30 protein-coding genes are annotated in these 23,369 nt (G+C 29.1%); 16 read left to right on the top strand and 14 right to left on the bottom strand.

Annotated elements, in window-relative coordinates:
- The first annotated feature begins 843 nt into the window (after nucleotides 1-843).
- The 7 genes from K337_RS0106485 to K337_RS0106455 all read left to right on the top strand — a co-directional run bounded on the left by K337_RS0106485 (nucleotide 844) and on the right by K337_RS0106455 (nucleotide 7,155).
- Nucleotides 844-2,307 (top strand): hypothetical protein, encoded by a 1,464-nt coding sequence (locus tag K337_RS0106485; RefSeq protein ID WP_028855897.1) that lies wholly within the window; start codon nucleotides 844-846, stop codon nucleotides 2,305-2,307.
- Between the two features lie 183 nt (nucleotides 2,308-2,490).
- The gene (locus K337_RS0106480) at nucleotides 2,491-2,769 is read left to right on the top strand and encodes a hypothetical protein (protein ID WP_028855896.1); all 279 of its coding nucleotides are present in this window, start codon (nucleotides 2,491-2,493) and stop codon (nucleotides 2,767-2,769) included.
- Between the two features lie 23 nt (nucleotides 2,770-2,792).
- Nucleotides 2,793-3,179, top strand: coding sequence for a DUF1353 domain-containing protein (locus K337_RS0106475; RefSeq protein ID WP_028855895.1), 387 nt, complete (start codon nucleotides 2,793-2,795; stop codon nucleotides 3,177-3,179).
- Nucleotides 3,172-3,357 (top strand): hypothetical protein, encoded by a 186-nt coding sequence (locus K337_RS0106470; protein WP_028855894.1) that lies wholly within the window; start codon nucleotides 3,172-3,174, stop codon nucleotides 3,355-3,357. The genes K337_RS0106475 and K337_RS0106470 overlap by 8 nt, the downstream gene beginning before the upstream one ends.
- A gap of 17 nt (nucleotides 3,358-3,374) precedes the next feature.
- Nucleotides 3,375-4,217, top strand: a complete 843-nt coding sequence (locus K337_RS0106465) for a hypothetical protein (RefSeq protein WP_028855893.1) — start codon at nucleotides 3,375-3,377, stop codon at nucleotides 4,215-4,217.
- A gap of 48 nt (nucleotides 4,218-4,265) precedes the next feature.
- The gene (locus tag K337_RS0106460; protein WP_028855892.1) at nucleotides 4,266-5,249 is read left to right on the top strand and encodes a hypothetical protein; all 984 of its coding nucleotides are present in this window, start codon (nucleotides 4,266-4,268) and stop codon (nucleotides 5,247-5,249) included.
- A gap of 16 nt (nucleotides 5,250-5,265) precedes the next feature.
- A complete protein-coding gene (locus tag K337_RS0106455; RefSeq protein ID WP_028855891.1) occupies nucleotides 5,266-7,155 on the top strand; it encodes a hypothetical protein in 1,890 nt (629 codons plus the stop codon).
- Nucleotides 7,156-7,170: 15 nt separating this feature from the next.
- Here K337_RS0106455 and K337_RS0106450 read toward each other — a convergent pair whose 3' ends face one another.
- Complete coding sequence (locus K337_RS0106450; RefSeq protein WP_028855890.1) at nucleotides 7,171-7,356, bottom strand: hypothetical protein; 186 nt, start codon at nucleotides 7,354-7,356, stop codon at nucleotides 7,171-7,173.
- Between the two features lie 64 nt (nucleotides 7,357-7,420).
- On the opposite strand from K337_RS0106450, the gene K337_RS0106445 reads away from it, so the two are divergent.
- The 4 genes from K337_RS0106445 to K337_RS0106430 are packed head-to-tail and all read left to right on the top strand — an operon-like array spanning nucleotide 7,421 to nucleotide 9,059.
- The gene (locus tag K337_RS0106445; protein WP_028855889.1) at nucleotides 7,421-8,029 is read left to right on the top strand and encodes a hypothetical protein; all 609 of its coding nucleotides are present in this window, start codon (nucleotides 7,421-7,423) and stop codon (nucleotides 8,027-8,029) included.
- On the top strand, nucleotides 8,026-8,202 hold the full coding sequence (locus K337_RS19770; RefSeq protein WP_156877328.1) for a hypothetical protein: 177 nt from the start codon (nucleotides 8,026-8,028) through the stop codon (nucleotides 8,200-8,202). The genes K337_RS0106445 and K337_RS19770 overlap by 4 nt, the downstream gene beginning before the upstream one ends.
- Nucleotides 8,192-8,569 (top strand): hypothetical protein, encoded by a 378-nt coding sequence (locus K337_RS0106435; RefSeq protein WP_028855888.1) that lies wholly within the window; start codon nucleotides 8,192-8,194, stop codon nucleotides 8,567-8,569. Before K337_RS19770 ends, K337_RS0106435 begins: the two co-directional genes overlap by 11 nt.
- Nucleotides 8,570-8,615: 46 nt before the next feature.
- Nucleotides 8,616-9,059: a hypothetical protein gene (locus K337_RS0106430; protein WP_028855887.1), complete on the top strand. Its 444-nt coding sequence runs from the start codon at nucleotides 8,616-8,618 to the stop codon at nucleotides 9,057-9,059.
- A 757-nt stretch (nucleotides 9,060-9,816) separates the two neighbouring features.
- On the opposite strand, the gene K337_RS0106425 is transcribed toward K337_RS0106430, so the two are convergent.
- From K337_RS0106425 to K337_RS0106395, 7 genes are all read right to left on the bottom strand, one after another.
- Nucleotides 9,817-10,791 carry a tyrosine-type recombinase/integrase gene (locus tag K337_RS0106425; RefSeq protein ID WP_028855886.1) on the bottom strand — a complete coding sequence of 325 codons (975 nt, stop codon included), beginning with the start codon at nucleotides 10,789-10,791 and terminating at the stop codon, nucleotides 9,817-9,819.
- 150 nt (nucleotides 10,792-10,941) lie between these two features.
- A complete protein-coding gene (locus K337_RS0106420; RefSeq protein ID WP_028855885.1) occupies nucleotides 10,942-11,376 on the bottom strand; it encodes a hypothetical protein in 435 nt (144 codons plus the stop codon).
- 11 nt (nucleotides 11,377-11,387) lie between these two features.
- Complete coding sequence (locus K337_RS0106415; RefSeq protein WP_028855884.1) at nucleotides 11,388-12,107, bottom strand: PHP domain-containing protein; 720 nt, start codon at nucleotides 12,105-12,107, stop codon at nucleotides 11,388-11,390.
- Nucleotides 12,104-12,781, bottom strand: a complete 678-nt coding sequence (locus tag K337_RS0106410; RefSeq protein ID WP_028855883.1) for a pseudouridine synthase — start codon at nucleotides 12,779-12,781, stop codon at nucleotides 12,104-12,106. The genes K337_RS0106415 and K337_RS0106410 overlap by 4 nt, the downstream gene beginning before the upstream one ends.
- A 133-nt stretch (nucleotides 12,782-12,914) precedes the next feature.
- Nucleotides 12,915-13,439, bottom strand: coding sequence for an NUDIX hydrolase (locus K337_RS0106405; protein ID WP_028855882.1), 525 nt, complete (start codon nucleotides 13,437-13,439; stop codon nucleotides 12,915-12,917).
- A complete protein-coding gene (locus K337_RS0106400; protein WP_028855881.1) occupies nucleotides 13,429-14,196 on the bottom strand; it encodes a TrmH family RNA methyltransferase in 768 nt (255 codons plus the stop codon). Before K337_RS0106400 ends, K337_RS0106405 begins: the two co-directional genes overlap by 11 nt.
- A gap of 531 nt (nucleotides 14,197-14,727) precedes the next feature.
- Nucleotides 14,728-16,185: an NAD(P)/FAD-dependent oxidoreductase gene (locus K337_RS0106395; RefSeq protein WP_028855880.1), complete on the bottom strand. Its 1,458-nt coding sequence runs from the start codon at nucleotides 16,183-16,185 to the stop codon at nucleotides 14,728-14,730.
- 145 nt (nucleotides 16,186-16,330) lie between these two features.
- Between K337_RS0106395 and K337_RS0106390 the strand changes: the two genes are divergently transcribed.
- A complete protein-coding gene (locus tag K337_RS0106390; protein ID WP_028855879.1) occupies nucleotides 16,331-17,200 on the top strand; it encodes a lysophospholipid acyltransferase family protein in 870 nt (289 codons plus the stop codon).
- A gap of 61 nt (nucleotides 17,201-17,261) precedes the next feature.
- Here the strand turns inward: K337_RS0106390 and K337_RS0106385 are convergent, their stop codons facing one another.
- Nucleotides 17,262-18,065: a histidinol-phosphatase HisJ family protein gene (locus tag K337_RS0106385; protein ID WP_028855878.1), complete on the bottom strand. Its 804-nt coding sequence runs from the start codon at nucleotides 18,063-18,065 to the stop codon at nucleotides 17,262-17,264.
- Between the two features lie 212 nt (nucleotides 18,066-18,277).
- Between K337_RS0106385 and K337_RS0106380 the strand changes: the two genes are divergently transcribed.
- The 3 genes from K337_RS0106380 to K337_RS0106370 all read left to right on the top strand — a co-directional run bounded on the left by K337_RS0106380 (nucleotide 18,278) and on the right by K337_RS0106370 (nucleotide 20,152).
- Nucleotides 18,278-18,709, top strand: a complete 432-nt coding sequence (locus K337_RS0106380) for a MarR family winged helix-turn-helix transcriptional regulator (protein ID WP_051251639.1) — start codon at nucleotides 18,278-18,280, stop codon at nucleotides 18,707-18,709.
- A 79-nt stretch (nucleotides 18,710-18,788) separates the two neighbouring features.
- Nucleotides 18,789-19,349, top strand: coding sequence for a nitroreductase family protein (locus K337_RS0106375; protein WP_028855876.1), 561 nt, complete (start codon nucleotides 18,789-18,791; stop codon nucleotides 19,347-19,349).
- Nucleotides 19,350-19,363: 14 nt separating this feature from the next.
- On the top strand, nucleotides 19,364-20,152 hold the full coding sequence (locus tag K337_RS0106370) for an EFR1 family ferrodoxin (protein ID WP_028855875.1): 789 nt from the start codon (nucleotides 19,364-19,366) through the stop codon (nucleotides 20,150-20,152).
- Between the two features lie 190 nt (nucleotides 20,153-20,342).
- Here K337_RS0106370 and K337_RS19105 read toward each other — a convergent pair whose 3' ends face one another.
- The 5 genes from K337_RS19105 to K337_RS0106345 form a co-directional block, all read right to left on the bottom strand.
- Entirely contained in the window at nucleotides 20,343-20,957 is a 615-nt protein-coding gene (locus K337_RS19105; protein ID WP_051251638.1) for an OmpA family protein, read from the bottom strand.
- A gap of 10 nt (nucleotides 20,958-20,967) precedes the next feature.
- Nucleotides 20,968-21,180, bottom strand: coding sequence for a membrane lipoprotein lipid attachment site-containing protein (locus tag K337_RS0106360; RefSeq protein WP_028855874.1), 213 nt, complete (start codon nucleotides 21,178-21,180; stop codon nucleotides 20,968-20,970).
- A gap of 10 nt (nucleotides 21,181-21,190) precedes the next feature.
- Nucleotides 21,191-21,403, bottom strand: a complete 213-nt coding sequence (locus tag K337_RS0106355; RefSeq protein WP_028855873.1) for a lipoprotein — start codon at nucleotides 21,401-21,403, stop codon at nucleotides 21,191-21,193.
- 140 nt (nucleotides 21,404-21,543) lie between these two features.
- Nucleotides 21,544-22,053, bottom strand: a complete 510-nt coding sequence (locus K337_RS0106350; RefSeq protein WP_028855872.1) for a hypothetical protein — start codon at nucleotides 22,051-22,053, stop codon at nucleotides 21,544-21,546.
- Nucleotides 22,054-22,062: 9 nt separating this feature from the next.
- Entirely contained in the window at nucleotides 22,063-22,287 is a 225-nt protein-coding gene (locus tag K337_RS0106345; protein ID WP_028855871.1) for a hypothetical protein, read from the bottom strand.
- A 315-nt stretch (nucleotides 22,288-22,602) separates the two neighbouring features.
- On the opposite strand from K337_RS0106345, the gene K337_RS0106340 reads away from it, so the two are divergent.
- Nucleotides 22,603-23,304 (top strand): SDR family NAD(P)-dependent oxidoreductase, encoded by a 702-nt coding sequence (locus K337_RS0106340; protein WP_028855870.1) that lies wholly within the window; start codon nucleotides 22,603-22,605, stop codon nucleotides 23,302-23,304.
- Nucleotides 23,305-23,369: the final 65 nt, after the last annotated feature.

Genomic DNA, 23,369 nt, shown 5'->3' with positions numbered 1-23,369 from the left:
TAATAAAAATTATCTCGAGTAATCAGATGTTTTTATGTGAAAACAGAAATAAGATTAAAACAAATATTTGGATATTTGTTTTAAAAAAATAATTTGTTATTTTATTTTTTGTATAGGCAGCATAAAAAATATTATTTTATTTCATTTAATTAAATTCTCTTTTCTCAAATTAAAGTATAAAATAAATATGAAAATAATCTTCTTCTGGAAACGTGTTTAAAAAAGAGAATTATATTATGCCCTGGAGAAGATTCCAGGTTTTAATTCTATGACCTATAAAAAAATATAAGCAAAAAAGCATTTCAAAACCTACAAAGTGTTTTCTTTCTCGGTATTTTATAATGGGGAAACAGAGCAAGTACAAGTTACAGGTTCTATCGAAGTCACTCCTACACCCTTATATTTATTACAGAGTTATAGAATTTATAATTATCTAAACTAATTAAAAAAGCCTGAAAATAAAACTTCAAATTTTAAAATCATGAAAATAACTAACATTATCTATATTTCTTTTTAAATCGTTGATTTTTAAGGGTTTATAGCATTATATTACACCAAGTAATTATAATCTATTTAACAACACTAAATATAACAGTTATTATATTTAGTATTTTATAGATTATATAGAGGATAATTATTATTTTAAGTAATTTGATTAGTTCTATATACTGTAAAATCTAAGTTCTTTATCAAAGGAACTTTTTTTAATACCTTTTATAGGAATTACAGAATAAGGAAAATAATTATTATTTATTTTTCAAAAATTACAGGAAAAGGAGTTTGGAGGATAATTACCTCCCATTCTTTTTAAAAATAAAATTTTAGAGATTGGGGTGGGTATCAATGAGAGAAATATTATATTCAGGATTCGACACTTTAGTATTCAGTACTAAGGAATTTCATGTTGATAATATCGGACTTTTTAGTGACAGTAAAACTTTGGCAGGATTAGAAAATAATAAATTATATGGTTTCTCTTATGATCCTACCTGTAATGTTATTATTGATGGAGATTGGAAGGACATTCAAGGTAACTGTGAATATCTAATGAGATCTACCAGTTTTAACCCTTTTGCATGGTCTTTCTATGATGTGGATAAACTTTTCTTATTTAATGTAGTTTTTTCAGAAACTAAAAAAATCTTTCAAGTTAAGATCCTCGCTGAGGCATTTATGAAGTATAAGAGCTACACTGCGTTAAAGAAAGTCTTACAGGAGAAACTAGAGCCTTTCGGCATTAACCTCAATAAAATGAAGGTTAAAAGACTAGACTATGCAGTTGATGTGTCATATAAGAAAAAGAAAATTGATATATGGTCTAAAAGGAATGGTTTTTTATCTTCTGGACTAACTAGTCACTATTCTAGTTTGTTAAGACCTGCAATGAAAAATTTTTATATACAAGATTTTGGTAATGATATTGGATCTGTAACAACTGGATTTTATGTTGGCTCAAAATCTGTTTTATTAAGAGTATATGACAAAGTTTTAGAATCAATAATGAAATATAGTGAGAATAAAAGAAAAGCAGAAACAATTTTAAATCACTATTATAAAAAAGATAAATTAACAGATTATGAAGTAGGTACAGAATTTGATAAAAAAAATATAGATATTCAATATTGGAATAATTTACTTTTAGAAGAATATTTGAAAGATGATTACCAAGTGGTTAGATTTGAGTTTCAGCTTAAAGGTTCTTATCTAGAAAATAAATTTCAATTTGTAGAAGATCTTGATATTGAAGATGTAAAATGTTTGGTTAAATATTCATTTACACATCATTCAGGAATAACACCTAAAAATTTAAAAGTTGTTCAAGAAGACTATAAAAATGCAAGAAGAGTATATGAAAAGGATGTTCAATTTTATGTAGATTCACTAGAAAATAGTGGATCTATCAACATAATAAAGAAATTAGAAAGCGATATCGAAAATTCAATTATTAGATCAGTTAGAATGATTTTTTCAAATCTAGCAAATTTAGGTGAAAAAATGTCAATAAAAAATGGAGAGTTAGCAACAAATTATGAAGTTAGGCAGTATTTAGCAAGGTTTCAGAAGTATTATGATGTTGTTTTTTATGACAAAATGTGGAGCAATGAAAAAGTTTTATTCAGTTTAAAGAAATATAGAAATGATATACTCTCTTTTATCCAGTATGATGAATACAAAAAAGAATATAATTTTGCTTTGAGTGGTGATGTTCAGTGTTTATTTGGCACTAAAAAAGAAGAAGAGGTTTTAAAAGTTGATGAACAATTTCTTCAACAGGTGAGAGGATATAAGAATTTATCTTTATGTTAATTAGATGGGAGAAGCTTTTTATAGTTTTCTCTTGAGGTGCTACCCTTATATCATAGCATTAGGTGATCGATATAACCCCAATAATTGCAAGGGTAAAAAGTTTAAAATTGAAGAATTAAAAAATTAAAAAATAATACTAGCTAACTAGTTTATTAATAAATTAATTGATGGAGATGATTAAGGATGAAAGCGAAAAGAATTGTATTAGAAGTAGAAGTTTATGAGGTAGCAGTAGGGGAATTTCCTGATGAAAAGTCAGGTAAAGTTATAAAATATCAAAATTTGAAAGAAAATTATAATGGTGGAGAGGCAACACCAAGCTTTAAAATTGCTAAACCATTAGCTGAAAAAATGGAAAATGAGTTGATGTATGGGGATAAAGTGAAAATTACTTTGCCACTTAAAATGTATAAGGATAAATGGACACTTGGAGAAATAGTAGCTTATGAAAAAATAAAGTAAAATCAGTAAAAATGGGGGTCTGAATGGAAATTGAAATTTTGGGAAAAATCAAACTTGTGCCTATGAAAGATCATTTTGAAGTTTATGAACCCTTAAAATTTAAAGTGGATGGTAAAGAATATCTAATTAAGGCAAAAATGGAAACAGATCTTGGATCTATTCCAAAAGTATTTAGATTTATTTTTGATAGATTTGGTGTAGAAACAAATAGTTATGTGCTGCATGATTTTGGTTATAGAGTGCAGCCAAAAGGTACTGATAGGAAATATTGGGATAATGTTTTAAGATCTCAACAGAAAAAAGATGGGGTAAATTGGTTTAAAAGTTATCTTATTTATAAAAATCTTAGGTTATTTGGTTGGATAGCTTGGGAAAATAACAAAAAAATAAAGGGGGAATTATTTGGCTAATTATGAAAAAGCATTATTAAAAAAAATAGAAAAAGATGACCCTTTATTATTTGAAAGTACGGTATATATACTAGATAAAATGACACGTATTGATAAATGGGCTAAAATTATAGTTTTACTTTTAGGTTCTATTGTAATACCAATATATGTTTTATTATTTCAGTTTATATCAAAATAAAAAAAAGGGGTGGTTTAATGGGAATATTGTTTGATAGTAGCCTATATAGTGGTGAACTCTTAGCAAAGGATGTTTTTTATTATCTAAGTAAATTTAGAACTGATAGAAAATTTTCAAAATTAAGTTTTAAAAAAGGTATTACAGGAAAATTTGAGCCGTTACAGACTAACGGTATTACTGCATATTTTAATGACTTGATAATGATTGTTAAAGTAAGCGGTTTGGATAATGGGCAAGATATAGAAGAGTACATGACTTATGATGAGTATCTAATTTATAAAGATCTTGGTAGACCAATTGATTATTTGTCTGTTGAATTTGATGACATATTTATAGGGTTTAAATCAATATCATCAGTAGATACAGAAGAATTAAATAGTTATACTCATGAAACTGTTTTATTAAACTTGGGAAATGGTAGATATTGTGTAAGATTAAAATCTTTATTCGATGAAGTAAAAAAAGGGAATGTAAGTTTTGATGGAGGAAGTGACTTTAGTACTAATCTATCTGTCTTACAAAGAAATGGATATAATGAAAATTATTTAGAATTTGCTTTTATGGTAGGTGATTCAAAATTTTCAAGTGGATATCCTATTGATATGTTGAATTTTATTAAACCAAAAATAAATAATCCGTTTTTATATCCTACTTATTTTGGTGATAATAAAGAAATTAATGTTGAAAGTTCAGGTGGAGGAAGTGGTGGAGGATCTCCATTTAGTCCAATTCAAGCAGAGTTGATAAGTAAAGCATTATGTAAAATCTTGTTAACTGTTGATCCTTTTGAAAGAGATGAAAGAGTCTTAGAGGGTGCAGGGATAAATAATTCAGGAAGACGACCAAGACCACCACAATAATAAATACAATGGGGGGATTAAGTTCCCCCTTAAAATGAGGTTGATTTTATGGTTTCTGTTTCAAAAATAATAGAAAATTCAAGAATTGCACAAGATCATACATATTTTAGGCATGATAAACACTTTAGGAAAGTTTTTTTTATGGATATGCAAAAAGTTAATACAATAAGTGAATTAAGAGGAATAACAAATTTCTATTCATTTGCTCGTTATATTAAACCTGTGATGTCTTATTTATTCCCTTACTCTGACAGTTTTACTATGGTTTCTTCTTATGGACAAACTGAGTATTCAGATGTAAAACCTAATCCTGTTGATGATGATGACTATGGTGATGTTTTATATGGTAATTATTATTTATTTTTTAACCATTATATTGAGGTGATCGCACCAAATGAAGAAAAGTATTTGTTTGTATTTACTACTATGGGTGCTTTAACTAGATATAATTCAGAAGAATATTCCGCATTTACTCAAGAATATTTGAACTTTTTTAAAAGATCATGGAAAAGTTATAGAATTTCAAGAAATGATTTTAATTATTTTTTAAGGGGTTATTCTGATTTTAGTTATATGAAAAAATACTTATATTTTAGATTTTATTTAAACTCTTTTACTGAGGATGGGGCAATGTATGATTATTGGTTTAAACGTCTATTTAAGTTTAATTACCCAGTATTAAAGGTTTACTATAATTCAGAGGATTATTTATCAAATATAAAAAGTGATTTTTTAAAAGAAGATAGTCCAGAGTTACAAGAAAAAGAAAATCTTCAACTTTTATATGAAGAATTAAAATCAAAATACTTAGATAAATTAGAGAAAAAGAAAAGATCAAATCCTGATTTTGATTATGAAGTAAAAGAATATTTTAATGGTTCAGATAGTAAACTTGGCATAATTATTAAAGAAAAAGGCTTTATTGTAGATGAAATCTTTATAACTCTTGATGGTATCGGAAAAAATATTTCAAAGAATTTTGATAAATTAGATTTTGAAATTATGTTTAATGAAATTTATATAAAAAATTAGTTAAAAGGGGGATAGAATGGGATTTTTAGGTTTATTTCTTGTAACATCATTTTCACATTTACTTCTATTTTATTCTATAAATTATTACTTTTTTAGTCCTGATGATGAAAAAAGAAATGAAATATTTAATGAAATGATTGATAAATTGATTAATAGTTTACCTCAAATATATGAGGGATTAGACCCGTTTCCAGTGGATAGCAAGATTAAATCTATTCTTATAGATTCTAATAATTTACATTTAAATGTGGTAACAAACAACCCTAATTATTCTAGCGGTCACTTAAGGTATACTATTCCTTTCGATGAAAAGTCAAAACAGGATGAATTTAATTTTTTAAAAACCTTTAAATGGTTATTTAAAAGTCATCCTTTATGGGATTTAGCTCAACAAAAACATACAACTTTTGAAGTTGAAATGCTAGAAAAAAATTATAAATTTTATTATATAATGAGTGATTTATCTTTAAGCCAATTAGAAAATTTTTCAAATGATTTTAGTGAAGATCTTTATCCAATCCATAACCCTGATTATGATCCTGAAACAAATCCAAATGTTCCGCAGATCATAACAGAAAAAGGACAAGAAAGAGTATTTTTAATGTTAGAACATCATGTGGATAAGAAAAAGCTAGAAATAAAATTAATTGATAAATCAGATGGAATATCAGAGTTTGAAAAAGAATTAACTAAAAAAGAAAAAGCAGAAAATGAGTTAGCAAAATTTTTATATTATCTTTCTAACTCTGGAATAGTAAAGAATTTAGAAAATAAGAAAAGATTAGATCCTAGTTTTGGTTATAACTTAGACTATGGAATAAATAAAGATGATGAATTTTATTATACTCTTGAAACTTTTAAAATAAAAATTGATGGTAGTAAACAGGAAGGATCAGAAAAAAATGAGGAAGTTTATAATCCGAATGTATCCGATATCTTAGAAAAGGCAGGTGCAACAGTGGTAAAAATAGACCCTGAAAGTAGAAAATTATATATTCAAAATCCTGAATTGAAGATGGAAAACAATGCGAGTGTCAATTTGGCAGTTACAGAGGGGTCTAAAGTCGGACTTGATACAGGTGGTCAATCAGTAAAATTAGATGGTAATGGTCAATCAGTGGCTTTAAATACAGCCAATAAATCAGTTGAATTAAATGTAAGTAATAAGAAAGTGGCTTTAGATGTTACTGGAAAAGAAGTTAATTTAAATGTTCCTAAAGATTCTCAAATAGGTTTAAAAACTACTGATGATACAGGAAAATTAAAACAAGTTGAATTAAAGGTAACAGATGAAAATGGTGAAACGAAAACTATTGCCATAGATGGAATAGGTACAGAAGAGTGGAATACTTTGATTGGGGCTTTAAGTGTAAGACAAGAAAAGTTAAAAATTATTGATCAAAATAATATTGATAAATATAAATTTAATTATGATGGTGATGATTCATTAAAAATAATTGAAAAATCAAATGCTAAATATTTAGAGAGAAGAAATAAAACGACCATAGATGAACCTAATGGAGAATTAGACTTGATAGGTAGAGAACTTCAAGCATGGAAACAAAAACATAGTTTAAAGAAAAAAGGTGAATTTAATGATTCTTATGGGGACACAGTGGAAATTAAACAAGGATATTATGCTAATCAAGACCCATTAGTCAAAGCATATACAGAGCTTAATAATGAAAAATATGACACTACTCAGGCTAGAATCTATTATGCACAAAATGGAGATTTGAAATTGAAACATGATGACGTTTCCAAAGAGGTTGAAAATTTAGATATAATTAAACCAAAATTACCAATAGAATTAACAGATTATGAAATAGTAGCAAAGGTGGGAGAAAAATTCTTCGATTCTTCAAAGGTTGAAGATGTTCAAAATGATTTAGACTTACAAAAATAAAAGAAAAAAGAGGGATTATTTCCCTCTAAGTTCTGAATGACAATGTGAACATTTAATGGCTTTTTTATTAATTCGGTTTTTACAATATGGGCATTGTTTAAAGAAAATTTTTAATATTGTAAAGTATGGGATTCCTACAACAACCATTGCTATAATTATTGCTAATGTTAATTTAATTATCATTTCTATTATATCTATCATAATTATCACCTCGGTTTAATTATACTATAAAAAATAAAAAAATAAAATTTAATGAGGTGGTTTTATGGTTACTTTTTTAGCTATGGCGGGTGTTGCTGCTTTAAATACAGTTACAAATGTAGTGGCAGAGGCTTTCATTGATACAACGGTAGACTTTGTAATAGATGGTGTGGACGAAATCATGCAAAAAGCTATGCCAAATTTTAATAATAAGTATGTAAAACAGTTTACAAATCAGGTTAGAATGGGGGTTGCAGTCTCAACAAATGCTCGTATTATGGGGGGAGCTTTAAAATCTCAAAATATGTTTGAACAGAAAATGGATGTTTTGAGAGAAGAATCAAGAAGTAAATATTTAGTTAAAAAGAAAGAGATAAAAGGTTCTGTCTTAAAAATGGGTGGTAAAAGTGAGGCAATAAAAAATCTAGAAAAAAATTATTATAAAGAAATGGAACATTTGAACCAGGGATCAAATAGATATACAAATATAAGGAGTTCATCAGCTACCGAAGCAAGTGCTTTCAGTGTTGGTACTGGAGCTTTAAAAACTGGTCATGATGGAACTATTCAGAATTTAAAAGGTAATCCAAACGCGGATCTCGTTGTAAGTATAAATAGATTATTAAATGGGTTAGGTAACTATCCTGATAAAGAGGGGGTACTTAAAATATGAAACTAAGTGAAGTATTTAGTATTTGGAGAGTAATAAGTCAAGCATATGAAATTTCAATTACTCAAAATGAAGAAATTAATTTTTATGATAAAGAAAAAAAACTTTTATTAACATTGCCAGTATCAATTTTTGAGAAATTTAGAAAGGTTTCAGGTGTTAAAAATGTTATTTAAACTTACTTATTCCCTTGCTAGTGGTGATAATTCTATTCGTGAGGCAAGTTTTAAAACTGAAAGCAAAGCCAATGATTTTGTTCAGGCATATAATGCTTTAAATAATGGGGCTAAAATAGTAAGAGTAAATAAATTAGTCTCTGAATTATCATTGAAAGATAAAGTGAAATTTGCTAATCAGAACATAAATAAATCGGATTATTTTGATTTAAAAGTTCTATATGAAACAAATGAAAAAGAAAGATTTAATATAACAATTCCATACTTGGACACAGGAACTACAAGTAAACCTGATATTAAAGGATTACTTACATATCTACAAGACTATTCTAAAGATTTGAATATGGGATATAAAAAAAGTTATTAATTCGCGATTAATATATATATAATAATAAAAATGGAGGTAACAAATTATGTCATTTAAGCAAAGAAAATCAACAACATTAACGGTGAGAAGGGGAGATTCAGCAGGAAAGGTAGTAGTATTGGCAGATTCCCAAATGTACCAAAGAGGTAATGGAATTTATATTGATTTACCAACTGGTAGTGATGTAGAAACAGTTATTAGTGGAATAGTTGGAGAATTAGATGGTGTTATAAATAAATATAATTCTCCTGCAGGAACTTATATTGATGAAGATATGGTGATCCCACAAGATACACATGGTGATTCAGCAGTAAAAGTGTTTACTGTTTCATTCTCTGATTCAAAAGATAAGTGTAATATCGTTATACCAAATGTTAAGGCAACAGGTAATGTTGCAACTATTGCCGCACTTTTAAAGACACAAAAATTTAAAGATGCAGCAGATACAGCTTTAACAATAGCTAAGGTTGATGTTAAACAATCTTTCTAAGTTAAAAAAGGTTTTGACTCTGGAGTCAAAACCTTATAAGAACTTGAAAGCCTCTTTACTTAAATGTTTAGAGGCTTTTTATTTTTAATAGAAATATCATGCCTATTTTACACCTAAAACCTTGGGAGAGGATCTTAATAATTTTCCCTTTTAAACTAAAAATGATTGTACGGCTAGTGGATAGGAGTTTGACTTTTCGCCTTAAAGAAAAAACGACCGTAGGAAGTAGCACACGCAGTGGAAACTTAAAGATATATATTCTCTAGAAAAAAGTTCTAGTAAGTCCTACAATCTAAAATTAGATGGGTTTCTGAGGCTGATAAGTTATCATTTAGGTTGATTTTAGGACTTAGATTGAGAAATATATAAAAAAAAGTTGCAAATTAAAAAAAAATTGAGTATACTTTTCTTAACGGTTGAAATAAAAATAAATTTAATAAAAAAAATGGTTCCGTAATCCTTGCAGGGAGAACGAAACCTAGTTAAATGATAAGGTCTATTTATCAAGTAACTTTTTATAATTATATAACATTTTTTAATGTTTGTAAAATAAAAATGCACTTAAAGTATCTAGAGTTTTTCTAGGTACTTTTTTTTATTTCAATCGTTAAAAAAAATTAAGATAAAATAACATAAATTGTACTTTTTTAGGAGATAATGAAACTTTTATGAACAGTTATTATATTTAGTATTTTAATCAAACTATAGAACTTAATAATTAGTTTAACTAATATATTGTGTAAAAAAGAAGCTATCATCAAATCAGCTTCGGTAATTTGGTGATAGCTCTTTTCTCTAATATGTTCTTTGCATTGATATATACTTCGGTGACTTTGGTGTCAGCATGACCTAAAAAATCACGTATTTCTAAAATATCTGCACCACGCAGGGATAACTCAGTAGCCACTGTATGCCTGATATTATGTGGCGAAATATCCTTTCCTATGGTGAGACCTTTATCCTTTATGATTCTATACAAATTATTATAGGACATTTTTTCATTAGGAAGAAAACTCTTAGAAAAAATATAGTGATCTAATATCTCTTCTAAATCAACCTTATAAAGCTTCATGATGTAATTTTTAAATTCCATTATTTTTTTATAACATTCATCATGGAGGGGTTTATACTGTTCTTTTCCACTTTTCGTCTCTTTTAACCTTAAAACTATGCTTCCCTGTCTTTCAATGATATCTTCATATTTTAAGTTTATCAATTCAGAACTTCTCAGTCCAGTGTAAAATAGCGTGTATAAAATTACTAAATCCCTAAAACTCTTATCATCTACAACAGAAAAATTTAGTATAATCTCCTTTAATTCTTCATAGGAGAGTTTTAGAACGTTATCTAAATTATGTTTAGTTGTTTTAAATAGAGGGATATATTTGAATGGATTATTGTAACCATTCTTCTCCAATTCCTTATACAAACTCTTAAGAGATGATATACTTTTATTAATAGAACTTTTTTTTAAATCTCTCTCATTAAGAAGATGTTTTAGATAATCCTCTATATCTTCTTTTTCAATATTATTCATCATATTCATAGTCTCATCAGGATTTAGATCTCCATCATATTCATATATATATTTCAAAAAATCATTCAAATGAAACATATAATCTTTTAAAGTTTTTTCAGACTTATAGATGGAAAATATTGTCCCGCTATTTTCTCGATTTCTCCTACGTTTTTTAGGAATCGAGAGACTGGTATCTTTTTTTATTAAATCCATAACCCCTCCTAAAGTCCTATTATTGTTTTTATGGAAACGCTTTATACTTAGATATAAGCATCCATTACTTACTGATGGCTTGTATAAAAATAAAAAACCTCTAATTTAAAAAATACAAAAAAGTTATTTTTAGAGGTTTTTCCTATTTTTTTACTCCTCCCATTTAAAATCTGAAACTTCAATCTTGTAGTCTCTACCTGAAATTCTTTCTAACTTAATTCTTTTATTGAATTCCTTACATTCTCTATAATCGAGATCTTTTATGGTAAATGTTTTCAATGTCGAATATTGTCCATCTATTTTCCATTTTATATTATAGGTAACATAGTCTAATTTTTTTCTACTTTGATTTGTAACTTTTCCTGTTATACTTCTTCCGTTACTTCTTTTAGCAGAAACTTCTACATTGGATAATTTAACTTTATTTTCAAACTCTTTTACACTTTCAAACTCTTTTTCCAATTCCCAAGTGTTATCTTCCATCAACAGAATATTTTTTCCTTTGGCATTTTTAACAATTTCTTTCACTTCTGAATATGTAGAAATTGTAATGGCTAAAAAAGTAAATATAATAATTTTTTTCATATTTCTCACCTCTATATATTTTTACCTCTAAGAGTTACAAATTCCTTTAATTTTTCTTCATTTGTATTCAATATTAATTCTTTGTCATAACTTCCAATTAATTTTACAGCTTCTGTAAATTCACCTATGAGAGTAGAAAAATGTGCATCACTTCCTAAAGATATAAATGGTTTATGTTCAAAACAAAGTTCCATGATCTTTTTACAGTTTGGTTTTGACCCCGCTCTGCTGGTAGTCAATGATCCATTGTTAATTTCTATAGCTACATTATGTTTCTTTGCTGCAATAACTACCTTTTCATAATCTATAGGAAACTCTGGATTTCCTAAATGCACTAAGATATCAACTACATTATTTTGTATAACATTTACAATAGCTTTAGTATTTTTATTGATATCATTGGTATCTCCATATTCAGGGATACTATGAAACCCTCCTATAACAATATCACAGATCTCGATTATTTTATCATTTATATCTAGCTCACCATCTATGTTTACTACATTAGCTTCTACACTTTTTAATATTCTTACTCCGTCAATATAATCAGGTAATGTTCTTTGATTAGCAATCGCCCACCAATGAGGTGAATCTTGAAGATAAGGACCATGCATAGTATTAGCAATAATTTTAATCCCCTTTGCCTTTCCAGCCCTAATATTTTCCTCTAGGGAACTATATGCATGAGGTGTGGTATTTGTATGGGTATGCATATCTATTAAAAAATTCATAAGATCTCCTCCGCATTTATTTCTCTTACATCTCCAATTTCTAGATCACCTAATTCTAAATTAGCAAACTTAATTCTCTTTAAATATATTACACTGTTATCTACAGCATGAAGCATCTTTTTAACTTGATGAAATCTCCCTTCACTTATTGTAAGATTCATCTTATTTTCATCCACTCTTTCACATTTTGATGGCTTAGTTATATACCCGCCTATGTCGACTCCTAGTTCTAATTTTTTTATATCCTCATCAGTAATATTTTTTTCAGCTTCTACATAATAAATTTTATCTACATGTTTTTTAGGTGATAAAAGTTCATGAGACATAGGCCCATCATTTGTGAAAAGTAATAAACCCTCTGTATCTTTATCTAATCTTCCTACAGGAAATAAGTTTTTTTGAATTACCCATTCTGGAAGAATCTCCATGACTGTTTTATGCTTTTTATCTTCAGTAGCCGTAATATATCCAGCAGGTTTATTCATAATATAATATCTCATCTCTTTATATTCTATAGTTTCGCCGTTAAATACAATTTCATCATCAATAGAAACATTAAATTTGGGTGAAAACTCTATCTTCCCATTCACTCTAATTTCTCTCATTTTTAATATTCTTTTTACTTCACTTCTACTTCCTAATCCACATTCTGTTAAATACTTGTCTAATCTCATCTTTTTCTCCTCATCTATTTTAATCATTAATTATAATTATAATTATATCTTTTCTAAATTTTATAACTATTTATCCTTTATTATATCATAATTTTTGATTTATTTTTTACCATAAAAAAATAACCTGAAAAGGTTATTTCTTTAAATTGCATTTTATATAGTTAAGCGAATACATGGTCTTTCCATCTAGAGGAGTTTTTAACATCTCATCGATCTCTTTTCGATCAACTTCTAAAACTTCTAAAAACTCATCCTCATCTAAATTTTGACATGTTTTAACCAAATCTTCAGCATGATATATATACATTTTTGAAGATGAAAGTCCCGGACTTCTAAAATATTCACAGACTTTAGTCATCTTTCCTGCTCTATATCCAGTCTCTTCTTCGAGTTCCCTTCTAGCAGCTTTTTCTACATTTTCCCCTGGGTCTACAAGCCCTGCAGGGATTTCAATTATTTCTTGTTTTAAAGCTGGTCTATATTGCTTAACTAATAAAAGTTTTCCTTCTGGAGTAAACGCAATTACTCCTACAGCTATATAATTCTTTAAGAAAGTCCATCTTACTTGATTCCCATTAGGTAAGACTAGGTCTTCCTCATATATCTCAAAATGTTTATTCTCAAAAACTTTTTCTTTTTTTAAATGTTTATACCTCATATTCCTCCAGTATTTCTTTGACCTTATACAATATGATTCCAGTGGCCACTCCTACATTCAGCGATTCTGCACTTCCGTATATAGGTATTTTTACAATCTCATTACTCGCCTCTAATATATCTTTTGATACCCCTTGTCCTTCATTTCCAAAAACAACTGCATTTTTACCCTTCAACTTAACCTTGTTATAATTTACACTTTCATTTGTTAATCCGCTGGATAAAATATTATAGTTATTTGACTTTAAAAAATCTACAAGTTTTTCTTCTGACATGTAGTTTATATTTAGATTAAATAATGATCCCATACTACTCCTAACACTTTTATCATTATATATATCAACACTTCCAGTCGTTAGTATGATATCTTTAAATCCTACTGCATCAACTAATCTAATGATTGTCCCTAGGTTTCCTGGATCCTGAATACGGTCTAAAACAACTATATTTTTTTCTAAATCTTCCATAGAATTAGATAGAAAATCATAGATTAAAATCACACCTTGTGAATTTTCCTGTGTTGAAATATCGTTGAATAAAGTGTCACTATAGATGTATTTCTTGCAATTAAAATTATCTATCTTAGGAAAATTTTCTTCCACACCATCACGTAATATGATATATTTAGGGGCAATAGAAAAATCTAAAAATTTATGTCCTTCGGCTAAAAAAAGTTCTTCTCTTTCCCTATATTTTTTTTGTTTTAATTTCTTTATAGTTTTAAATAATTTATTTTCCTTACTGTTTATAAATTCCACTCTTACATCTCCTAACAAATAAATTTGATTACTATATAGTATATATTTATAAGTAAAAAAATACAACTATTTTTTCCTTACGATTCCATATTTAATTAGTAGATTAACAATGAAGATTAGGGTTATTAAAAATTTAAAAGGCTTCTTTTATTTATTTTGACTCTTTCAGTTCCACCTTGAACTACAGTTATTTTCAACTCCTCGCTATGACTTCAGCAGTTTTATTCCAGTAAATAACGTACACTGTTTCTTGTGCCCCTTAGAACCAAACTTTTTAAACTTGTGTATTAATACTCTACAACATAAAGAGTCTTTTTCCTCTTTAAAATAATCATGAACTTCCTTTGACAGCTTTAAAGTTTATCTATAGCTTTACCTCTCCTAAAAAACTCCAATAGCATGTTAGCTTCCACCTTCATAATATTTATTAATCATTATATCCTCTCTATGAATTAAATAATAATAATTCATAATCCCCTCCTAAAAAAAAGCAAAAAAATTCTAAGGATCATAAGATCCTTAGAATAATTCTTAATTGTTTTTTAATTTCATGATCTCTACCCGTACAGGCTCACTTCCACTTCCTGTCCCCCTAGTAGTTATTTCATCTTCTGACATACCATATCTTTTAGCAATAATTTTTTTTACCCGTGGCTCACAGAATTTACCTTGGCATATTCCCATCCCTGCTCGAGTACGTCTTTTTATCCCATCAGTAGAAGTAATTTTTATCCCCCTATCCAATGCATCCAAAATTTCTTTTTGCCTGACTTGTTCGCACCTGCACACGATCCTTTCAGGATCATCTTCATCTAAATTGATATACTCATTTACTATTTTCATAGGAAGCATATCATCCTTTGACCTCTTTATAATGTTCGGCTCTCTATAGGGATTAAATTCATTATTTTTAGGCAGCTCAATTACCTTTTCGACTAAGTCTCTTACATATTGGGCTATTGCAGGAGAAGATGTTATCCCTGGAGATTCTATTCCTGCCACATTAATAAAGTTTTTAGATTCTGTTTCCTCGATTATAAAATCATGGAGACTGCTGGTTGCTCTAGTCCCTGCAAAACTTCTAATAATTTTTTTATTTTCTAAATTTGGAATAGATTTCTCTGCTTTACCTATAATATCAAATAACTTGTCTATATTAGTAGAAGTGTCATATTTATCATCCATTATTTGTGCATCTGGACCTACCATGAGGTTATTGTGATAGGTAGGTGTAACCAATACCCCCTTTCCTTTTTCATTGGGACATTGAAATATAACATGGTTAACTTTATCTCCATATCCCTTTGTATATACCAAATATTCACCCTTTCGAGGGATTATATGAAAATATTCATCATTCATCATATTAGAAACAGTATCGGAGTTTACTCCTGCAGCATTGATAACTAACCGACTCTTTACTTCTCCTGAAGTTGTTTTTATGGTATACATATCATTTATCTTATCTATATTTTCAACTCTGCTGTTAAATTTAAATTCTACTCCATTTGATATGGCATTTTCAGCCAGAGCTATACAATATTCATAGGGGGAAACTATCCCAGCATCCTTACAATATAAGGCCCCTACAGCATTTCCTACATTCGGTTCTAATTTCAACAGATCTTCTCTACCTATAATATTTAGATTCTCTACCCCATTTTTTACCCCATTTGCAATTATTTTAGATAATGTTTTTAATTCCTCCTGGTCAAAGGCCAATACCAATGATCCAATTTTTTCAAATCCAAAATTTAGTTCTCTATTCAACCCGTCAAAAAGTATATTGCCTCTACGACTAAAGTAACCTTTCTTACTACCATGTGCAGCATCATAGCCCCCATGAACAATCCCTGAATTTGCCTTTGTAGCACCGCAGCTTACATCTCCTTCTTGCTCTATTACCATTGTTTTTATCTTATATTTAGAAAGTTCCCGAGCTATACTACATCCGATAACTCCTCCTCCAATTATAGCAACATCATACATTTTACCACTCCTTACCTAAATTTATTTCGTAATATGATATTACCTCATTATTGATTTAATTACAAATATTTTAACTGTAATTGCACCATTATAGTAATTATGGTAGACTATATAGACTTGAATTATACATAATTAGGAGGATGGAATGAAACATAAATTAGAATATTATCTCATGATTAGTTTTGTAAAATTACTTATGATGTTCTCAGAAAAAACAAGATATAAAATTGCTGAAAAAATAGGAATTATAGGATATCATTTGATTAAAAAAAGAAGGATGATAGCATTAGCTAATTTAAAATTAGCTTTCCCAGAAAAGACAGAAGCAGAGAGGATAGAATTAGCTAAAAAAAATTATAAGGTACTGACTAAAGCATACCTCTCGTCTCTGTGGATTATGGACTTTATCTTTGATGAAACAAAGGTCAATGTAGAAAATTATCCTATCTTAGACGAAGCTGTAGCTGAGAATAAAGGCCTTATCATAGCTAGTATGCACATGGGAAATCTAGAAGCTTCTCTAAAAATCACAGAAAAATATAGATTATCTGATGTAGTTAAAGCTCAAAGGAACCCTTATATCGACGAATATATCACTAAAAATCGTAGTCAGCTTAATTTTAATATGATAAAGAAATCAAAGAGTACCCCTAGAGAACTTCTAAAGGTAATTAAAAATAAAGAGATCTTAGCTCTTTTTTCAGATCATAGAGACAAAGGAACAACTGTTAATTTCTTTGGAAGAGACACTATAGCTCCTACAGGTGCTATACACTTCGCATTAAAATTTAAAGTCCCATTGGTATTTGGATATTCCATATTAAATGAAGATAATACTAATACGGTAAAAATTGTAAAAAGAATTGAACTTATTGAAACAGGAGACCTGAAAAAGGATGTAAAGGTTAATACACAAAATTTAATACACCTTATTGAGGAAGCTATCAAAGAACATCCAGAGCAATGGATGTGGTTCCATGATAGATGGAGATTGAGTAAAGAATTTAAAAAATAAATATAATAAAGAAATGGCAGGCCTATAAATTAAATTGGCTTGCCATTTTTAAAATAAAAATTTATTTTTTTATTTTATGAAGAGTCTTTTTTCTCTTTTCAAAGGTAGTCACATATTCAAACCCTGTACATCTTAGATAATCCATAGCTTTTTCATAGTTACTGAGTATTCTTTCAGCTATGTGGGAATCACTTCCTATAGTAACTATTGTTCCTCCCATCTCCCTATAAAATTTAATTATATCCAAGGTAGGATTTATATTAGCAGAATCATAAAAAAGTCCACCTGTATTTATCTCTATCCCTTTTCCCTCTTGTATTATGTGGACAAAAAGTTCCCTCAGCACCTCTTTTGACTCTCCTAATTCATGGGTTTGTGCCTCTAAAAAGTACCTTCTTATTAAGTCTATATGACCCACTACATCGTAATCATTAAACTCTTTAAAAACATTTAGCATCTCACGAAAATATTTTGAAAAAAGGTCATCTAGATTATTCACTTTAGGATCCATACCATATAGCCCTACCCCTTCTAAACAATGAGCAGATGCCAAAATAAAATCAAATTTATGTTCATTTGTATACTTGATTAGCTCCTGGATATTTTTTTCCCCTGCCTGTATTCCTATTTCCACTCCCATATAAAGCTCTATCTGCTCTCCATAGATAGATTTTATTCTTTCAAATTCTTTTTCATATCCCTGATAATCTAAATTAAATTTAATATTTTTATCGGGATAATTAAACTCTTTATGCTCTGTAAAACATAACTTTTTTCCACCCTTTCTTATAGCTTCCTCTACAATATTAGACATTTTTTCCGATGAATCATCAGAAAATTCCGAATGAATGTGATAATCAAACATAATTCCTCCTCTTTTTTATTTATATCGTTAGGCATTTTTAACCAAATAATAACATATATTGCTATAAAAAATAAAATAATATTTCTTTAAAGAAAGTTATGAAATATGATTTTTATAGCTAATAAATACATTTAGCTACTTGTTGACAACACGAATAGTATATGTTAAACTTAAATCGTACACGAACGAACTATTTAGGAGGGGATGACACAGTGAATTGCGATTGTATTGCTCTTAAACTTAAAGATGTAATTGTATTGACAGAAAAATTTTATGCAAAAAGGATTAAAGAGCTTAGTTTGCCAATTTTGAAAAACCATTTACCCCTTTTTTACTTTTTATCTGATGCTGAAAGACCATTAGCATTTACAGAAATATTCAATAGTTGGGAAATATCTAAATCATCATTGTCTGAAGTCATTAACAAATACCATAGATTAGGCTTCATAGAAAAAATAGACTCGGCGGAAGATAAAAGATCGTTCTCGATTGCTTTAACAGAAAAGGGAAAAGAACTTCGTAATATTCTAGCAGAGTTAGAAGATGAATTAATGACTAAGTTCTACTCAAACTTTAGCACTGACCTTAAAGTTAGTTTTGAAAAAAATGTTGATCAAGTGATAGATAATTTAAGTGAAATATAGATACTCGGAAGAGTATTTTTATTTATAAATATAGTTCGTGCGGAAACTAACTAAATAATTAAAAAGGAGATGTAAGATTATGAATGATGTTCTAAATACGATTAAAAGAAGAAGGATGACTAGAAAGTTTAAGAGTGAGCAATTAAAAGATGAACAAATCATAGCAATTATTGATGCCGGGCAACATGCACCAACAGTTCATAAGCAACAGGCATGGAATTTCACCATTATTCAAGACCCAGAGTTACTTGATGAGTTAAGTAGAGAAGCGAAAAAAATTGGTCAAAAATCATCTATTGATATTATTCGAAAGCTGAACAGCAGCGAAAACTATCATCTTTTCTATAACGCACCAACGGTAATAGTGGTATCGGCAGACAAAGAAGCAATGATGCCAGAAGCAGAATGTGTTGCAGCTACTCAAAACATTTTGCTTGCTGCTGAGTCGATGGGTATTGGAGCCTGTTGGATTGATGGAATAAACATGCTTCTAAATAGTGAAGAAGGGGAAAAGTACAAGAAAAAATTGAATCTAGCGGACAATCAAATATCTCAACGTGCTATTTCATTAGGCTATAGAGCGTTAAAACCTCTACAGCCATATCCGCGTAAAGAGGGGAAATATCAGTTTATTAGATAAAGGGAGGGAAAATTATGAAAGTTATAGTTTACTATTATTCCAGCACAGGAAATACTAAGTTAGCAGTTAACTATCTGAAAAATCATATTAGAAATGCAGAAATCAAATTATGCAACATAGCTACTGAAGAAGTTGAGTCTCCGGACGAGTATGATATTGTTGGTTTTTCATCATTTACAGAATATCTCGGACCACCAACTTTGATGAAAAGATTTATTGGATCACTAAACCCTGTATCTAGCAAACCAGCTTTTGTACTTAACACATATGCAGGGTTTAATGGCTCTACACAAATTGAGTTCGCAAAACAAGTTGAAGCAAGAGGCTATAAAGTTATATTAGGATATTCATTAAAGACTCCCATGAATTATCCACCTATGAAGCGAAAGGGGAAACACGCTGAAAATGCTCCATCTTTAATAGATATTGAAGAATTCAACTTGTTTATTAATAAAATAGATGACACTATTATTCGGATAAAAAATACTGAAGATCTAAAATCAATATTTGGTGCGTTTAGTTTAAAAAAATTCATACCAAGTATGTCAAGAAGTAAAGTGAAAAAAGACTTTGGAATTCAGCAAATCAGCAAAGAGCAATGTGTTAAATGTGGAAATTGCGTAAAAGTCTGTGCTTATCAAGCGATTAAAATGATCCCATATCCACAAGTAGATCATAGTAAGTGTAATGGATGTTGGGCATGTTATAATCAATGTCCGAAGCAAGCAATTCATACTAAGAGTTTTAAAGGGGATAATCAATATAAAGGTCCATCACAAGAGTTGATAAATAAACTAAGCTAGACACTTAATTGGTTATAAACTAAATAGTAATAAAAAAATTCATACAGAATTCTGTGGAGAATCAAGTATTACATTTAATTTGATAATCTAGAATATATAAAAAACCTGTAAATTTTGACACTCTTTTTAAGTGTCTAGTTTACAGGTTCTAATGTTATTAACTTTTATAATAGATTAAAAATCAAAATTATTAATATGTGATTGTTATATCAACTCTTCTATTTGCCGTTCTTCCATCTCTGGTATCGTTATCATCAGTAGGTTCAGAACTTCCAACTCCTATACTTTCTATTCTAGAAGAATCAATTCCCTTATCCATTAAATAAGTAGAAACTGCCATGGCTCTATCCTCTGATAATTTTTGGTTGAATTCTTCAGGCCCTGAGCTGTCTGTATGACCTTTAATTACAGCATCTGTTCCCGGATAAGTCATTAAAGTTTCAGCAATTGGATCTAATATTGTTTTTATACTCTCATTTAATACTGCTTTACTTGATTGAAAAGCTGTATCTCCAGGAAGAGTAAGATGTAATCCATTGTCTACTGCAGTTACAGTAACACCTGTTCCTTCAAATGCCTTTACCATCTTCATATGTTCTGCCATCACAGCAGCTTTTTGCTGACCTTCTTCTAATTGAGCTCTAATTTCTTCATTTCCAGACTTAACATCTGTTAGAGTAGCAGCATTCATCTCTACACTTTCATTCAATGTCTGAACTTGTGTAGGGATATCTACTTTTTCCTCTGAACTTGAGCAAGCTGAAAGAGCCGCTACTATTAAAAGTCCTAATAATATCTTTTTCATAATATTCCTCCTAGTTTTTAGATTCATTGATTGAATTATTTAATTCTTGTACTTGCATCTTTAATTCTTCAGTCTCTGCTTTTAATGATTCATATTCTTGTATCTGAGTAGATACAGTTTCATTCAACGTCTGAACTTGAGTTGGGATATCTACTTTTTCCTCTGAGCTTGAACAAGCTGAAAGAGCTCCGACTATTAAAAGTCCAAATAATATTTTTTTCATAATATTCCTCCTAGTTTTTAGATTCATTCATTAGATCATTTAACTCTTGTACCTGCATCTTTAATTCTTCAGTTTCTGCTTTTAATGATTCATATTCTTGTATCTGAGTAGACACAGTCTCATTCAATGTCTGAACTTGAGTTGGGATGTCTACTTTTTCCTCTGAGCTTGAACAAGCTGAAAGAGCTCCGACTATTAAAAGTCCAAATAATATTTTTTTCATAACTATTACCTCCTATATTTAATAACTCCTATCTTAACTATACCTGTTTTTTCTGTTTTTCTTTTTATTTTTTTGTTTTTTTTTGTTTTTTTTACAACTTCACGTCTCTACGCCAATAAAAACAATAAAAAAAAGAGAATTTAATTCTCTTTTTTTTTCAAAATTATTCTTGTATCAACGACCTTTATCTCCTTTTCATCCGATGCTGAGTCATTCTCGTCTTTTATTTCTATGGTTATCCTATCAGGATCAAATCCCTTTTCGGTAAAATAAGAACTTAAAAATTCTGTATTTATCTTATTCCCACTGAAAATAACAGGATCTTTAGAATCATATTTAGTTATCTCTATAAAATTATCCAGTATATTATTATACTCTCCTTGACTGAGATCTTCACTTGCGATCTTTAGAGTGAAACTTTCTATATCCCTTCTTATCTCTACCCCTAAATCTTCAAATTTCACTTCCTTGGCTAAATTTATTTCTAATTTATCTAGGATTTTACTTAACCTCTTTATTTCTTCTCTGAGTTGGGCATTTTCTGATTTAACATTATCTAGTACAAGTTGATTCTGTTTAATATCTGTCCCCATATCTCCCTTAGCTGCTATGCTCAAAAGTATAAATCCTATAATAAAAGTTTTTTTCATTGTTCCTCCTTAATTTAACTCATAAAAATCCTCAACCTTCTGAATCCTTTTATTTAAATTTTCCATATCTTTCCTTAATTCTTTATTATCTTCCTGTAGCTTCTTAAACTCTATCCCTTGTTCTCTTACTGTAGCCTCTAGACTTTTATTGGTTTTCATAGACGTACTAGTCCTGGGATTGTTGGAAACACAAGCGGTAAATAATAGTGACATCAATAAAATATAGCTTTTCATATGATCCCTCCTAAAATATTATAGTTTATATATTATTCTATAATTTAAGAAAAAATCCTTTATTTCATATTCTTTATCATACATCTATTATCCTTCTATGATAACAGTTTCAAGAAAAGATATCAACCAAAAAATATTCTCTATTGAGTTATTAGATTAAATACAAATTAGGAGGAAAAAAGTGAAAAAATAAGTAAATTAAAGAAGGACTTGTAAAGCTAACTGCATTTGTAGAAGTTTTTGTTAGGTTGAAAACAACAGACATTAAAAAAAATTAAAATGTTAGATTGACATGAAAAAAAGGATGGTGGAGTAATGATATATTCATTGATAACAGGGGGCAGTTCGGGACTGGGTTACGAAATGGCAAAAAAGCTAATAAAGCTAGGAAAAAACGTTATAATAATGGGAAGAGATGAAAAAAAACTAAATACTTCAATTAAAGAACTGAAGACAATTTCTCAAGAAGTAAAAATAATAGGTGTTAAAATTGATATTTCTAACCTATCTGAAGTAGATAAATTTTTTTTAGATCTAAAAACAGACAATATAGAGATAGAGTATCTCTATAATAATGCAGGGAAAGGATTCTTTGGAAGTGTGGAGGAGCTGACAGAAGGCGGTATAAGCTCTATCTTAAATTCCAACCTAGTTGGGTTGATCAATATGACTTCAAGGGCTGTAACACACATGAAGAATCTGGAAAGAAGATGTAGAATTATTAATGTCTTATCTACTGCCGCACAGACAGGGAAGAAAAATGAAACTATATATTGTGCTGCCAAGTGGGGGGCAAAGGGATTTCTTGAATCAGTAAGAGAGGAAGTCCGTGGTGGGAATATAGAAATTATTATAGTTTATCCAGGGGGAATGGATACTCCATTCTGGAATGACATAGATTCAGGATATGATTTTTCAACATTTATGAAAGCTGAAGATGTGGCCGAAGAAATTATTCATGCAGGTCTTAATTATAGGATGGTAATTTCAGATTTAGTCATCAATAGGAGAAAGTAAGTGAACTTATTGAATTTTTTAACTTCTAATACCATGATGTAGACTCTAAATGTCATAGGAGTATC

This window comes from Psychrilyobacter atlanticus DSM 19335 (genome assembly GCF_000426625.1).
GTDB classification, from domain to species: domain Bacteria; phylum Fusobacteriota; class Fusobacteriia; order Fusobacteriales; family Fusobacteriaceae; genus Psychrilyobacter; species Psychrilyobacter atlanticus.
Note: the sequence above shows the minus strand (reverse complement) of the source record. Positions and strands in the feature narration are given on the sequence as shown.